A 14,571-nucleotide genomic window follows, 5' to 3' on the forward strand; every position below is an offset into this window, starting at 1 on the left:
GACTCCTTAGCAGATACGCGGCAGCAGCTCGCCGGCCGGCAGCTCTAGGTAGCGGCGGCTGCCCCACGGCGAGGTGAGCACCACCTTGCCGGGATGATCGGCCACCGCCTCGCCGATGCAGGCCGCCTGCGCATTGAAGCGCAGCAGCACCGCCTCAGCGGCGGGAGCCTGCTCGGCCGACACCGCCAGGATCAGGGTGCCCTCGTTGGCCAGATCGAACGGCTCGAAGCCGTACAGCTCGCACAGGCCGCGCACCGGATCGCTGACCGGGATCGCCGCCTCGGCGAGGGCCAGCCCAACCTGGGAGCCGGTCGCCCATTCGTTGAGCACCGCCGAGAGGCCGCCACGGGTGGCATCGCGCAGGGCGTGGGGGACTATCCCCTCGGCCAGCAGCGCCTCCACCAGCGGCCACAAGGTGGCGCAGTCGCTCTTGAGATCCGAGCCCAGTTGCAGCCCGTCGCGCGCCATCAGGATGCAGGCGCCGTGGCGCCCCACGTCGCGCGACACCAAGATGGCATCCCCGGCCTGCACGGCGCCGGCCGAGATGCCGGGGCAGCGCACGCTCCCCACCCCGCTGGTGGTGATGAAGAGGCCGTCGGCCGCCCCGCGCGGCACCACCTTGGTGTCGCCACAGACGATGCGGGCCCCGCTGACCGCCAACTCGTCGGCCATGGAGCGCACTATCTGCGCCAGCTCGTCGAGGGCAAACCCCTCCTCGATGATGAAGCTACAGGCCAGGTACTCGGGGCGGGCCCCCATCATGGCCAGATCGTTGACCGTGCCGGCGATGGCCAGCTTGCCGATGTCCCCACCGGGGAAGCGCAGCGGCGAGACGGTGAAGCCGTCGGTGGTAAAGGCGAGCGGGCCCGCCATCGCCAGCACGGCGGCATCCTCGCCGCGCAGCAAGATCTCGTTGCCAAAGTGGTGAAAGAAGAGATCGCGGATCAGCCGGTTCATCTGTACGCCGCCACCGCCGTGACTGAGTTCAATGGTCTTCATTAAGCCCCCGGTAACGGTAATAGGCATTGCAGGCCCCCTCTGAGCTGACCATGCAGCTCCCCATGGGGCGGCTCGGATCGCAGCCGCGGCCAAACACCCGGCAGTCGCTCGGCTTGGCCAGCCCGCGCAGTATGTCGGCGCACTGGCACGCCTTGTGATCCTCGATCGGGCTCTGATCGAGCGCGAAGCGGCGCTCGGCATCGCGGTGGGCAAACTCGCCGCGCAGCCGCAGGGCCGAGGCGGGAATATCCCCCAGCCCGCGCCAACGAAAGTGCTCGCGCACCTCGAAATAGCGCGCCACCAGCTCGCGGGCCAGCCGATTGCCCTCGGCGGTCACGGCGCGGCGGTACTGCACCTCGAGATCGCAGCGCCCCGCCACCCGCTGGCGCACCAGCATCAGCAGCGCCTCCATCACATCGACCGGCTCGAAGCCGCTCACCACCAGCGGCAGGCGATAGCGCTGGACGATGGGGCGGTAGATCTCGGCCCCTGTGATGACGCTGACGTGGGAGGGGCCGATGAAGGCGTTGACCCGGCAGGCGGGCTCGGCCATCACCGCCTCGATGGCCGGCGGCACCAGCACGTGGTTGATGTGCAGCAAGAGGTTGTCGATACCGAGGCACTCCGCCTCGGCCAGCAGCGCCGCACTCATGGGGGTGGTGGTCTCAAAGCCGATGGCGAAGAAGATCACGGTGCGCTGCGGGTTGTCGCGGGCGATGGCGAGGGCATCAAGCGGATCGTAGAGGGGGCGCACGTCGGCGCCGCGCGCCCGGCACTGGGCCAGCGAGCCCCGTGAACCGGGCACCCGGATCATGTCGCCCAGGGTGGTGAGGATGACGCCGGGCTGCTCGGCCAGGGCGATCGCCTGATCGATGCGCTCCTTGGGCATGACGCAGACCGGGCAGCCGGGGCCGTGGATGAACTCCACCTCGGGCGGCAGCAGCTGGGTCAGGCCGAACTTCATGATGGTGTGGGTGTGGCCGCCGCACACCTCCATCACCCGCAGCGGCTCGGGCAGGCGCGGCGCCAGTGCCCGGATCTCGCCGGCCATGGCGCGGATCACCTCGGGCTCGCGAAAGCCGCGGTAGAGATCATCCAGGCTCAGCATGGGGCCACCCCGCTCTCCGCCTCATCGTCGGCGGCCAGCATCTGGCGGTAGTAGGCGAGGCTCTCGGCCGCCTCGTGCTCATCAACCCGGCTCATGACAAACCCCACGTGCAGCAGCACATAGTCGCCGATCGTCAGCGGCTCACCCAGCAGCAGGGTGCTCACCTCGCGGGTCACCCCCAGGGTGTCGACCGTCACCTGCTCCCGCTCCGGATGCAGGGCCACCACCTGAGAGGGGATGGAGAGACACATGCAAAGACTCCTTACTCGTGCGTGAGACCCGGCCGCGCCGCGTCCGGGTGATGAATGGCATACCAGAGCTGACCCGCGGCGATCCCGCCGTCATTGAGGGGCAGGGTCTCGCTCACCAGAAAGGGGGTCGGCAGCCGGGCCGCCACCTGCTCCATCAGCAAGCGGTTTTGAAACACGCCGCCGGCCAGCACCAGCGGCAACCCCGGCTCGCGCTCGGCCAGCCGGGCCACCAGATCGGCCAGGGCTGCGATAAAACCGGCGGCCTTCTGCCCCGCCGGGGCGGGCCCGAGCAGGGCCGGTAACAGAGAGGCGGCGTCAAACACCCCCTGCTCATCCAGCGCAAAGGCCATCGGCAGCGGCTCGGCCCCCATGGCCGCTCCCTCGACCAGCAGCCCCGCCTCCCCCTCGTAGTCGAGGGTCTCGACCACATCGAGCAGGGCCGCCAGGGCATCGAACAGGCGCCCGACCGAGCTGGCGTAAGGGGCATTGCGCCCAAGCCGCCACAGCTGGCAGAGGTTGGCAAAGCGCGCCTCACCGAGGCGCTCGATGGCCGGGAGGCGCAGGGCGCGGATCGCCACCGGGCTCATCGACTCGAGCAGCCAGCCCAGCAGCAGCCGGGCCGGCTCACGGATGGCCTGCTCGCCGCCGATGAGGCGAAACGGCTTGAGGTGGCCCAGCCGGGTGCAACCGTGCACGTCGGCGCGCAGCCACTCGCCGCCCCAGAGGGTGCCGTCCGCCCCCAGCCCAGTGCCGTCGAAGGCGATGCCGTTGACCGGGCCCGTGATGCCGTGCTCGGCCATCACCGCCAGCAGGTGGGCATGGTGGTGCTGTACCCTGAGCAGGCTCAGCCCCGCGTCGGCCTGGGCCTGCGCCCAGCGGGAGGTGTCATAGCCGGGGTGGTCATCGCAGGCGAGCAGGGCCGGGCGGAAACGGTAGAGATCCCGGTAGAGGGCGAGCTGGGTCTCGAACTCCTGCTGCATGGCGAGCGAGCCGAGATCGCCCAGGTAGGGGCCGTAGAGGCGGGTGCGGCCAAACGCCAGCGCCAGGTTCACCTTCTGCTGGGCGCCGACCGCCAACACGGGGGCCACCAGCGGCTGGGACAGCGGCGGCGACCAGGGGGCATAGCCACGGGCCAAGCGCAGCATCTGGCGCCGGCCGCCGGCAATCTGCACCAGACTATCGTCGCACGGGTGCAGGATCGGCCGGTTGTGATCGAGCAGCAGGTCGAGGTCGTGCCCCAGTTCGCGCAGCACGGCCTCCCCCTCGGTCAGGATCGGCGCGCCGGAGCGATTGGCGCTGGTGGCCACCAGCGGCCGATCGCAACCCTCGAGCAGCAGCTGGTGCAGCGGGGTATAGGGGAAAAAGAGGCCGAGATAGGGGACGCCGGGCGCCAGGTTAGGGGCCAGCACGGCCTTCCCCTTGCGCATCAGGGTGATGGGGCGCGCCTGGGAGAGCGCCAGCTGCCACTCGGCTTCGCTGGCCTGCACCAGCGGCTCGGCCTGGCACCGATCCCGGCACAGCACCGCCAGCGGTTTGCGGGCGCGGCGCTTGAGGGCGCGCAGGCGCGCCACCGCCGCCGCATCGGCGGCATCGCACATCAGGTGAAAGCCCCCCATCCCCTTGACCGCCACCAGGGCCCCATCGCGCAGGGCGGCTACCGCCCCCGCCAGGGCCGCCTCACGCTCGGCCAGCGGCCGGCCATCCGGGCCGCGCAGGGTGAGCTGCGGCCCGCACTCGGGGCAACTCACCGGCTGGGCGTGATAACGGCGATCGAGCGGATCGCGGTAGGCGGCGGCGCAGCGCGGGCACATGGCAAAGTCCGCCATGGCGGTGGCCGGCCTGTCGTAGGGCAGGCGGCGGATGATGGTGTAGCGCGGGCCGCAGTGGGTGCAGTTGGTGAAGGGGTAGCGGTAGTGGCGATCAAGCGGGTTGGCCACGTCAGCCAGACAGGCGGGGCAGGCCCCCTGATCCGGCGAGATGCAGGCGCAGGCATCCCCGGTCGGCTGGCTCTGGCGGATGGCAAAGCCGCGCTCGTCCGGCAACGCCGGCCTATCGGTCACAGTGCAGCGGTCGATGCGGGCCAGCGGCGGCAGCGCATGGGTCAGGGCGTGCAGAAAGCCGTCCAGAGCCGGATCGTCCCCCTGCACCTCCAGGGTGACGCCGTGCGCGTCGTTGCACACCCAACCGCTCAAAGAGCGGGCGTGGGCCAGACCGTAGACGAAGGGGCGAAAGCCCACCCCCTGCACTATGCCGGTGATCTCGACCAGTTTGCGTCTGTTCATCTCGAAAGCGGAGCCACGACTCGTCACCCAATGACCATCTCCGGGTCACAAGGCGAGAATAATGCGGTGGGATATGCATATTCCGTCAGCCACTTCGCCACCGCTCACGATGAGGACCACTCTACGCCCCCGATCTGGGCGCAAACCTAACCTGAATCAAGAACCAAATAGGACGAGAAATAACACCTTAAAATTTCCGGTGATGGGGCATTTCATTGTGTGCCAGGCATCACAGAAAAGGCTTTCATGACGGTGTATGGAAAGGGGCTCGATGCCCCCTCCCATGCGGGCGTCATGGCCGGGGGTGACCCCATGTTCACATTCAATAGTTATGCAATATCGGCTCGGCGAGGTTTGCCGCCGCGCCCATAAAAAAGGGGAGCCGTCGGCTCCCCTTTTACGAGTGATAGCGGGTTATTCCACCGTCACGGATTTCGCCAGGTTACGCGGCTGATCCACGTCGGTGCCCTTGATCAGGGCCACGTAGTAGGAGAGCAACTGCAACGGCACGGTATAGACGATGGGGGCGATCACCTCTTCCACATGGTTGAGGTTCATCACTCGCATGGTCTCGTCGCTCTTGAAGCCGGTGGCCGCGTCGGCAAAGACGTAGAGGATACCGCCACGGGCGCGCACCTCTTCCACGTTGGACTTGAGCTTCTCCAGCAGATCGTTGTTCGGTGCCACCACGATGATCGGCATCTCGGCATCAATCAGGGCCAGCGGGCCGTGCTTGAGCTCACCGGCGGCGTAGGCCTCGGCGTGGATGTAGGAGATCTCCTTGAGCTTGAGCGCCCCCTCCATGGCGATGGGGTACTGATCGCCACGGCCCAGGAACAGGCTGTGCTGCTTGTCGGCGAACTCCTCGGCCAGGGTCTCGATCTGCTTGGCCAAGGAGAGGCTCTCCTTGATGCGCTGGGGCAGCGCTTGCAGGGATTTGACCAGGGCGGCCTCGGCGGCGGCATCCAGGTTGCCGCGGCAGCGGCCGATGGCGGCCACCAGCATCAGCAGGCCGGCCAACTGGGTGGTGAAGGCCTTGGTGGAGGCCACCCCAATTTCTGCCCCGGCGCGGGTCATGAAGGCCAGCGCCGACTCGCGCACCAGCGACGACCCCGGCACGTTGCAGATAGCCAGCGAGCTCATGTAGCCGGACGCCTTGGCCAGACGCAGGGCGGCCAGGGTGTCGGCGGTCTCACCGCTCTGGGAGAGGGTGATGAGCAGGCTGTTGGGACGCACCACCGACTTGCGGTAGCGGAACTCAGAGGCGATCTCCACGTCGCAGGAGACCCCGGCGATCGACTCGAACCAGTAGCGGGCCACCATGCCGGAGTGGTAGGAGGTGCCGCAGGCGACGATCTGCACGTGCTCCACCTGATCGAAGATGGCGCGGGCGCCGTTGCCGAACGCCTCGACCACCACGTGATCGAGACCGAGGCGCCCATCCAGGGTCTGGTTGATGGCGGAGGGCTGCTCGTGGATCTCCTTGAGCATGTAGTGGCGGTATTCGCCCTTGTCACCGGCGTCATGGGAGATGTCGGACTCCTTCTCCTCGCGCGCCACCGGGTTACCCTCGATGTCGAACACCTGCACGTCGCGGCGGGTCACCTCGGCCACGTCCCCCTCTTCGAGGAAGATGAAGCGGCGGGTCACCGGCAGCAGGGCCAACTGGTCGGAGGCGATGAAGTTCTCGCCGATGCCACGGCCAATCACCAGCGGCGAGCCGGAGCGGGCCACCACCAGACGGCTGTCGTCACGGATGTCCATCACCACGGTGCCGTAGGCGCCACGCAGTTGCTTGACCGCTTTTTGCATGGCGGCGATGAGGCTCGGGGCGCTCTTGAGCTCGTGGTGTACCAGGTGGGCGATCACCTCGGTGTCGGTGTCGGAGCTGAACTCGTAACCCAGTCCCTTGAGGCGCTCGCGCAGCACTTCGTGGTTCTCGATGATGCCGTTGTGCACTACCACAATATGCTCGGAGACATGGGGGTGGGCATTGCGCTCGGAGGGCTCGCCGTGGGTGGCCCAGCGAGTGTGGGCAATACCGGTGCCACCGTGCACCGCCTGCTCGTCGAGGGCCTTGGCCAGCTCGGCCACCTTGCCGAGACGACGCACCCGCTGCAAGGGGTGCTCGGCGCTGAACACCGCCACCCCGGCCGAGTCATAGCCGCGATACTCGAGGCGGCGCAGCCCCTCGACCAGAATTTCAGCCACATCACGCTGGGCCACGGCCCCGACGATGCCACACATAGAGACTCTCCTTGAACTTGAACGTTATTAGCTATTGAGGGGGGCGCAGATCAGCGTCACCCCCTGTGCCTGAATCTGCTCTCTGGCTGCGGGAGCCAGCTCGTCATCGGTCACCAGGGTCTGGATGCGGCTCCATGGCAACTCGAGATTGGGAATGCGGCGGCCGATCTTCTCCGACTCAACCATCACGATCACCTCGCGCGACACCTCGGCCATCACCCGTGACAGCCCCACCAGCTCGTTGAAGGTGGTAGTGCCGCGCTCCAGATCGATGCCGTCGGCGCCGATGAAGAGCTGGTCGAAGTCATAGGAGCGCAGCACCTGCTCCGCCACCTGCCCCTGAAAGGATTCGGAGTGGGGATCCCAGGTGCCGCCGGTCATCAGCAAGGTCGGCTCGTTCTCCAGCTCGCGCAGGGCACCGGCCACGCCGAGGGAGTTGGTCATCACGATGAGTCCCCGCTTGGCGCCCAGCAGCGGGATCATGGCGCTGGTGGTGGTGCCGCTGTCGACGATGATGCGGTTGTGATCGCGGATCCGCTCGGCGGCCGCGCGGGCAATCGCCCGCTTTCGTTTCGAAACCTGCTCCGGGTTCTCCTCGGTCACCATCTCGCTCGGTAGCGGCACGGCACCGCCGTAACGGCGCAGCAGCAGGCCCCCGGTTTCCAACACGGCGAGATCCTTGCGGATAGTGACTTCAGAGGTAGAGAACCGTTTGGCGAGGGTGTCGACGCTCACCTCACCCAGCTCCTGAACCAGGGCGACGATGGCATGGCGGCGTTGTTGGGTGTTACGTTTGGTCACAGAATAAGTTTCGATTCGAAAGAATTGCGAAATGTTAGCAGTGAAACCGAAGCCTTGAGAAGAGGGAAAAGAAAAAAAAAGTGGCCCCAAGGGGCCCCTTCGGGTTGCCGTCGTCAGTGGCAGATGAGGTTCTTGCCGCTGCTCTTGGCGCGATAAAGGGCCCGATCGGCGCGCACCGTCAGCTCCTGCGGGGTGTCATGGCGCCGATACTCGGCCAGCCCCACGCTCAGGGTCACCGGCTCCTCCTCGATGAGGGGGTGGTAGAGCATCAGTTCTTGGATCTTCTCGGCCACCACCCGCGCCGAATGAAGTGGAGTGCTCGGCAAGATGATCATGAACTCGTCGCCGCCCCAGCGGGCGATGAGGTCAATCTCGCGCACATGCAGCCGCACCAGCGCCACCAGTTGTACCAGGGCGCGATCGCCGGCCGCATGGCCGTACCTGTCGTTGATGGCCTTGAAGTCATCGACGTCCATGATGACCAGCGAAAGGGGGTGATTGAAACGCTTGGCCCGCTCACACTCGCGCTTGAGCGCCTTCTCCATGCCATGCCGGTTGAAGGCCTGGGTCAGGCAGTCGGTCTCGGCCAACTGGCGGTTGAGCTCGACTTGAGACTTGAGCTCGGCATTGAGTTGGATCAGCTCGGCGGTGCGCTCCTCGACCAGCCGTTCGAGGGAGACATTGCGCGACTCGAGCCGCTCGAGCAGCAGCTTTCTGGCGTGGATATCGCGGTGAGCGCCGATCATCCGCGCCACCGAGCCGTCGCCGTTGCGCGCCACGATGCGGCCGCGATCTTCGATCCAGATGTAGTCACCACTCTGGGTACGGCAGCGGTATTCGATGCAGTAGTGATCGGAGAGGCCGTTGATGTAGGCATCGAAGTGGGTCATGACCCGCTCCAGATCCTCCGGATGGATCACCCCCTCCCAGGTAAACACCGTATTGCCGAGGGTGTGCGGGGAATAACCCAGCATGGTGTACCAACCCGGATTGCGATAGACGAACCCGGTGTTGGCATTCCAGTCCCACACGCCATCGCTGATCACCTCGAGAATGGCGTGCAGCGCCTTCTCATCGACCTCTTGCAGCGAGATCTCCTGGCTTTCTCCGAGCATGCCTTTCTACCTCACGTATCCCATCCCTGGGCATTGATCACAAGTGTAGGAGAGGTACCCGTAAAAATGACAGGGTCATACCCCGTCTGCGCCACACTCCAGCCACTGCTGCCACAGCCGCAGCACATGCTGGCGCTCGGTGAGCAACTGCTCATCACCCACCCGGCGCGAAACCTCCGAGAGGTTGAGGCGGTGGCCCAGGTTGCGGATCTCCAGATAGGCGTGCTTGAGCCCCTCGGCATCGGCCAGATCCATCACGCCGGCCATCACGCACTCGTCGAAGATCCGTACGTTATCGGACCAGCGGGTCAGCGCCTGGGGATGCTCGCAGGCGTTGGCCAGCACCAGATACTGGGCGATGAACTCGATATCCACCATGCCGCCCGGCGACTGCTTGAGGTCAAACTCCCCCTCCCCCGCCTTGAGCAGATGATCGCGCATCTTGGCGCGCATCTCGCGCACCGCCTTGGCCAGCTCGGCCGGGTCTCGCTCGTGGGCCAGCACCTCGCGGCGCACCCGGGCAAACTCGGCCAGCAGCCGCTCGTCACCATAGACGGGGCGGGCCCGCACCAGGGCTTGATGTTCCCAGGTCCACGCCTCTTCCTGCTGGTAGCGCTCGAAGGCCTCAAGGGAGGAGACCAGCAGGCCGGCATCGCCAGAGGGGCGCAGCCGCATGTCGATCTCATAGAGGATGCCGGAGGGGGTGCGGGTACTAAAGAGGTGCAGCACCCGCTGCGCCAAGCGGATGTAGAACTGCCGGCTGTCGATGGACTTGGGCCCATTGGTGTAGCCGCCTGGGGCGCCGCTGTGCAGGAACACCAGATCGAGATCCGAGCCATAGCCAAGCTCGATACCTCCGAGCTTGCCATAGGCGACGACGGCAAAGCCGCGCTCACCGCTCTCGGCCACCTCGGGCGGCACCCCGTAACGCTCGCTGATCTGGCTCCATGCCTGGTTGACCACCTCGCCGATGATCGCCTCGGCCAGCCAGGTGAGATGGTCGCTCACCTTCATCAGCGGCAGGGCGCCGGCGATGTCGGCCGCCACGATGCGCAGCAGCTGCACCTGCTTGAACTGGCGCAGCGCCTCCATCTGCTGCTCCACGTCCTCTTCAGGAATGCGCAGCAGGAACTGGCGCAGCTGGGGCTTGTAGTGATCGAGCGGGGTCGGGTGGTAGAGGTGCTGCGGATCGAGCAGCTCGTCGAGCAAAATGGGGTAGCGCGACAGCTGCTCGCTCACCAGATGGCTGGCCTCGCACAGCCGTACCAGCTGACGCAGCGCCCCCGGGTTTTCGGCCAGCAGTTGCAGGTAGGCGCTGCGGGTGAAGATGCGCGCCAGCAGCTGGCACAGGCGCTCGAACAGGCGCCCCGGCTCGCGGCTGCCCGCCACCAGCTTGAGCAGCTCCGGCATCAGCCAGTCGAGGGCGGTGCGCCCCTGCGGCCCCACCTGACGGCGGGTCGCCTCCTCCTTGAAGTGGATCAGGTGGGTCGCCAATGCCTCGGCCTCACCGGCCCCCTGCTCGGCCAGCAGCGCCACGATCTCCTCCTGCTCGAGGGCGGTGCGCCACAGATCGACCCACACCTGTTCGAGGTGGGCCGGCGCCTCTTTCTCTTCCCCGACCACCTTGATGAACTCGTCGTGTACCGCCGCCATCTCCTGCTCCAGGGTCGCCATGAAGGCGGGCCAGGAGGAGAACCCCATGGCATGGATCAGCCGCTCGCGATCGCGCTCCTCCACCGGCAGCATCTGGGTTTGCTGATCGCCTATCTCCTGCAACAGGTTCTCGACCTTGCGCAAAAAACGGTAGGCGGTGAGCAGGCGGGCACACTCCGGCTCCCCAAGGGCGCCGGAGGCCGCGATGGCCGCCAGGGCATCGGGCAGGTGACGCACCCGCAGCGCCGGCTCACGGCCCCCCCGGATCAGCTGCAAGGCCTGCACGATGAACTCCACCTCGCGGATGCCGCCCGCCCCCAGCTTGATGTTGCCCTGCAACCCCTTGCGGCGCACCTCGGCGGCGATCATCGCCTTCATCTGGCGCAGTCCGTCGATCACCCCGAAATCGATGTAGCGGCGGAACACGAAGGGGCGCAGCAGCTCCCCCAGCTCCTGGCCATAGTGACACTCCCCCCCGATGAGGCGCGCCTTGACCATGGCGTAACGCTCCCAGTTGCGGCCGTGGTGCTGGTAGTAGTCCTCCATGGCGGCAAACGAGATGGCAAGCGGGCCGGCATCGCCAAACGGGCGCAGCCGCATGTCGACCCGGAACACCTGACCATCGACGGTGTTCTGATGCAGGGCGTTGATGATGCGCTGGCCGAGCTTGATGAAGAACGGCTGGTTGGCCAGCTCGCGCCGCCCGCCGTGGGTGTAGCCGTTCTCGGGGAAGGTGAAGATGAGATCGATGTCGGAGGAGAAGTTAAGCTCGCCGCCGCCCAGCTTGCCCATGCCAAGGATCAACAGCGGTTGCGGATTCCCCTCCCCATCCATGGGGGTACCGAGCTCGCGGCACTGCAAGGCGTAGAGCCAGTCGCGGGTCTGGCCGATCAGGGCATCGGCGAGCCGGGTCAGATGGACGAAACTCTCCTCCACCGAGGCCAGCCCCAGCAGCTCGCGCCAGGCGATCACCACCATGTGGCGGCGGCGAAAACGGCGCAGCGCCCCCTTGAGCGCCTCTTCGTCCTGCACCTCGGCCAGCGCCCCAGCCAGCCAGGCGGGATAGTGCGGCCAGCGCTCGGCCTGCTCCAGCTCACCGCTGGCCAGCACCTCGCCGAGCAGGGCGGGCTCACGGATCAGCGACTCACCGATAAAATCGGAGAGGCCGAGCAGGGTCAGCAGGCGCTCCCGCTGTGACGCCGGCAAGGTGGCATAATCAGGAGCCTGCTCCAGCAGGCGTTGCCACTGGCGTTCGGCCAGGGAGAGCAGAGAGGCGGGCAGGGTCACGACGGGCTTCCTTTGCAGCGGACAATGGCAGCCAATCTAGCATCCCGCCCGGTTCAAGTCATAGGGAACGCTGATAGATATCGGGATCGTAGCGCTCCATCAGGGTCTGCGGTTTGGCCGGTGCGCCGAAGCCAAAACGGGCATACAGGCTGTGGGCATCCGAGGTGGCAAGGCAGAAGCGGCGCAGCCCCTGTAGTTCGGGGTGTGCCATGACCGCCGCCATCAGCGCCTTGCCGAGCCCGCGCCCCTGCGACTCGGGCAGCACAAAGAGATCGGAGAGGTAACCGTAGGTGGCGTAGTCGGTGATGACGCGACAAAACGCCAACTGGCGCCCCGCCTCGTAGAGGCCGAAACAGAGGGAGTGGCGCAGCGCCTGATCTAAGGTGGCGCGCGGGATACCACGCGCCCAGTAGCTCTGCTCCGCCAAATAGCGATGGATGAGGTCAAGATCGAGGCGATCCTGCTGCGTGCTGATCTCCATGGATGACATCCTGTCGAGGAAGGGAGCTTCTTTATCGCCCTTCCCCCTCCCCTAGTCCAGCTTGAAGGCGCGAATGGTGCCGTCCAGCCGGCGGCAATGCCCCTCGACCATGCCGCTCGCCTCGAGCAGCTCGCGGATCACCACCACCGATCCCTCCACCACCTGTTTGACCTGGGTGAGGTTGCTCTCCATATCTTCGGCCACCGTGCTCTGCTGCTCGGCGGCGGAGGCGATCTGTTCATTCATGTCGGCCACCTCGTGCACCCGCTGCACTATGGTTTCGAGCTGGGAGCCGGCCCGGTTGACCTGCTCCAAGCCGGTGTCGGCCTGAACCACGCTCTGCGCCATCAGATCGGTGGCCTGACGCGCGCTCTGCTGCAACTGCTCGATCATCTGCTGGATTTCGACCGTGGCCACCTGGGTACGGTTGGCCAGGTTGCGCACCTCGTCGGCCACCACGGCAAAACCGCGCCCCGCCTCACCGGCCCGCGCGGCTTCGATGGCGGCGTTGAGCGCCAGCAAGTTGGTCTGCTCCGAGATACTGCGGATGGTGTCGACCACTGAGCCGATGCGCTGCACCCCCTCTTCTACCTCGTTGACCACCCCCGAAGAGCGCTGGATGTTGTTAGAGAGGCTGGCCATGGTACTCACCGTGTCGGCCACGTGTCCCTGCCCCATGATGGCCAGATCTCGGGTCTGGCCGGTGGCCTGGGAGGCCTGCTCGGCGTGCCCTGCCACATCGCGCACCGAGGCCGCCATCTCACTCATGGCGCCGGCGAGCTGCTCGATCTGGCGAAACTCCTCATTGATCGACTCATAGGCCTCCTCCATACAGAGGGTCACTTGGGAGGAGATATCGCCCAGCTCCTTGCTGATACCACGCTGCTCACCAAATACCTGACGCAGATGGCTCTGGGAGTCGGCCACGGCACGCGCTATGTCACCAAACTCATCTTTCGAATCGAGTTCGACACTGTGGCTGAGATCCTTTTGTGAGAATCGGTGCAACAAGCCGACCAGATAGCGCACCTGCCGCACCATCAAGCGCGAGCCGGCCAGTAGGAATATGACGAAAAACACCCCCATCACCGCCGTCTCGACCAGGCCGGCCCAGACCAGCCGACCGGCGATCTCAGCGGCCCGAGCCGCATCGATGCCGCCCTCGGTTAGGGTGGACTCCAGATAGCTGGCATCAAACCACAGCTTCCCCAGCAACAACAGGGTGCTCGCTACCATCAGCAGCACCACCTTGGGCACCAGCCGAATATCGCTCAGGTAGCGCTCCAACACATTGAACCGCATCGCATCCTCCCTCTCTGAAATGTGCATTTTTCCTTGTCGATCAAGGCTATCGACACGAGTTGTCATTTCGTTAATAAAACCTCAGTAAAAAAGTGGAATTTGCATACACGATCACGCCGTTTTTCTCTCGCCCGCGGAGCCGCGCGGCGCAAGTGAAAACGCGGTCAATGGAGGCAATCGGGACTGTTTCCAGCCAGAAGCGGTCACACTCCCGTATTCTGGTGCTTGTGGTTTGGGGGGCCGGCAGCTTAACATCCCATCTGTTTTCCACCGCCAAAAGAGAATTGAACTGACCATGCGCGCCCTGATCGGGATCCTGCTCGCCCTGCTTGCCAACCAGGCAATGGCCGAGACCCGCTATGTATCCGACAACATCTACACCTTTATCCACGGGGGCCCGGGCACCCAGTTCCGCATCCTCGGTAGCGTCAAGGCCGGTGAACCGGTCGAGCTGCAAGGTGGCAGTGAGGCCGGCTTTGTCCAGATCAAGGACAGTAAGGGTCGTGCCGGCTGGGTCAAGAACGACGATCTGCAAACCGCCCCGAGCTACCGCCAGCAGCTGCCCGAGTTGCAAAAGCAGCTCGACGAGCTCAAAGGCCGCCTGCAAAACCTCAATGGGGACAACGAGCGTCAATTCGCCGAGAAGGATGCCGCCATTGCCGAGCAGAAGAAGCAACTGGCCGCCCTGCAATCTCAGTTGCAAGCGCAGACCGAACAGGTGACCAGCCTCAAGGAGCAGAACGATGCGCTCAATCAGAGCTATGACAACCGCGAACATGACATGCAGATGGATTGGTTCGTGCGCGGTGGTCTGATGGTCGGTGCCGGCCTGCTGCTGGGGCTGATGCTGCCCATGCTGCCCAAACGTCGCCGTCGCGATCGCTGGATGGACTGAACGTCCGGCACGAAAAGGGGCGCCATAGCGCCCTTTTTTCATGCCGATGGCCGGCTAATTTCGTATACGATTTCACCCCACACCAATTTCTCCCGCTCCGATAATCCACTGAAAATAGGGCTCGCGCCCCCTTTTACCGCCTTTAATTTA

General features: G+C 65.6%; 11 protein-coding genes. 1 reads left to right on the forward strand and 10 read right to left on the reverse strand.

Features of this window, described 5'->3' with window-relative positions:
* Positions 1-6: 6 nt before the first annotated feature.
* From hypE to FE240_RS15240, 10 genes are all read right to left on the reverse strand, one after another.
* Positions 7-999, reverse strand: a complete 993-nt coding sequence (hypE, locus tag FE240_RS15195) for a hydrogenase expression/formation protein HypE (protein ID WP_193002128.1) — start codon at positions 997-999, stop codon at positions 7-9.
* The gene (hypD, locus tag FE240_RS15200) at positions 986-2,107 is read right to left on the reverse strand and encodes a hydrogenase formation protein HypD (protein ID WP_193002132.1); all 1,122 of its coding nucleotides are present in this window, start codon (positions 2,105-2,107) and stop codon (positions 986-988) included. Before hypD ends, hypE begins: the two co-directional genes overlap by 14 nt.
* Positions 2,101-2,358: a HypC/HybG/HupF family hydrogenase formation chaperone gene (locus tag FE240_RS15205; protein ID WP_193002135.1), complete on the reverse strand. Its 258-nt coding sequence runs from the start codon at positions 2,356-2,358 to the stop codon at positions 2,101-2,103. Before FE240_RS15205 ends, hypD begins: the two co-directional genes overlap by 7 nt.
* A gap of 11 nt (positions 2,359-2,369) precedes the next feature.
* Positions 2,370-4,640: a carbamoyltransferase HypF gene (hypF, locus tag FE240_RS15210; RefSeq protein ID WP_193002138.1), complete on the reverse strand. Its 2,271-nt coding sequence runs from the start codon at positions 4,638-4,640 to the stop codon at positions 2,370-2,372.
* Positions 4,641-5,054: 414 nt separating this feature from the next.
* On the reverse strand, positions 5,055-6,887 hold the full coding sequence (gene glmS / locus FE240_RS15215; protein WP_042047753.1) for a glutamine--fructose-6-phosphate transaminase (isomerizing): 1,833 nt from the start codon (positions 6,885-6,887) through the stop codon (positions 5,055-5,057).
* 27 nt (positions 6,888-6,914) lie between these two features.
* Positions 6,915-7,688, reverse strand: a complete 774-nt coding sequence (locus FE240_RS15220) for a DeoR/GlpR family DNA-binding transcription regulator (RefSeq protein WP_042047752.1) — start codon at positions 7,686-7,688, stop codon at positions 6,915-6,917.
* A 113-nt stretch (positions 7,689-7,801) separates the two neighbouring features.
* Positions 7,802-8,803, reverse strand: coding sequence for a sensor domain-containing diguanylate cyclase (locus tag FE240_RS15225; RefSeq protein WP_042047751.1), 1,002 nt, complete (start codon positions 8,801-8,803; stop codon positions 7,802-7,804).
* A 75-nt stretch (positions 8,804-8,878) separates the two neighbouring features.
* Positions 8,879-11,743, reverse strand: coding sequence for a bifunctional [glutamate--ammonia ligase]-adenylyl-L-tyrosine phosphorylase/[glutamate--ammonia-ligase] adenylyltransferase (gene glnE, locus FE240_RS15230; protein WP_193002141.1), 2,865 nt, complete (start codon positions 11,741-11,743; stop codon positions 8,879-8,881).
* Between the two features lie 58 nt (positions 11,744-11,801).
* A complete protein-coding gene (locus FE240_RS15235) occupies positions 11,802-12,233 on the reverse strand; it encodes a GNAT family N-acetyltransferase (RefSeq protein ID WP_193002145.1) in 432 nt (143 codons plus the stop codon).
* A gap of 42 nt (positions 12,234-12,275) precedes the next feature.
* On the reverse strand, positions 12,276-13,526 hold the full coding sequence (locus FE240_RS15240) for a methyl-accepting chemotaxis protein (protein ID WP_193002149.1): 1,251 nt from the start codon (positions 13,524-13,526) through the stop codon (positions 12,276-12,278).
* 295 nt (positions 13,527-13,821) lie between these two features.
* Between FE240_RS15240 and FE240_RS15245 the strand changes: the two genes are divergently transcribed.
* Positions 13,822-14,421, forward strand: coding sequence for a TIGR04211 family SH3 domain-containing protein (locus FE240_RS15245; RefSeq protein WP_193002152.1), 600 nt, complete (start codon positions 13,822-13,824; stop codon positions 14,419-14,421).
* The last annotated feature ends 150 nt before the right edge of the window (positions 14,422-14,571 follow it).

The sequence above is a fragment of the Aeromonas simiae genome (assembly GCF_014892695.1).
GTDB lineage: Bacteria > Pseudomonadota > Gammaproteobacteria > Enterobacterales > Aeromonadaceae > Aeromonas > Aeromonas simiae.

Excerpts from the sequence above, each read along its gene's own strand:
- glmS (WP_042047753.1), bottom strand. The coding sequence starts at position 6,887 with ATGTGTGGCATCGTCGGGGCCGTGGCCCAGCGTGATGTGGCTGAAATT.
- FE240_RS15245 (WP_193002152.1), top strand. The coding sequence starts at position 13,822 with ATGCGCGCCCTGATCGGGATCCTGCTCGCCCTGCTTGCCAACCAGGCA.
- hypE (WP_193002128.1), bottom strand. The coding sequence starts at position 999 with ATGAAGACCATTGAACTCAGTCACGGCGGTGGCGGCGTACAGATGAAC.
- hypF (WP_193002138.1), bottom strand. The coding sequence starts at position 4,640 with ATGAACAGACGCAAACTGGTCGAGATCACCGGCATAGTGCAGGGGGTG.
- FE240_RS15225 (WP_042047751.1), bottom strand. The coding sequence starts at position 8,803 with ATGCTCGGAGAAAGCCAGGAGATCTCGCTGCAAGAGGTCGATGAGAAG.
- FE240_RS15235 (WP_193002145.1), bottom strand. The coding sequence starts at position 12,233 with ATGTCATCCATGGAGATCAGCACGCAGCAGGATCGCCTCGATCTTGAC.
- hypD (WP_193002132.1), bottom strand. The coding sequence starts at position 2,107 with ATGCTGAGCCTGGATGATCTCTACCGCGGCTTTCGCGAGCCCGAGGTG.
- FE240_RS15205 (WP_193002135.1), bottom strand. The coding sequence starts at position 2,358 with ATGTGTCTCTCCATCCCCTCTCAGGTGGTGGCCCTGCATCCGGAGCGG.
- FE240_RS15240 (WP_193002149.1), bottom strand. The coding sequence starts at position 13,526 with ATGCGGTTCAATGTGTTGGAGCGCTACCTGAGCGATATTCGGCTGGTG.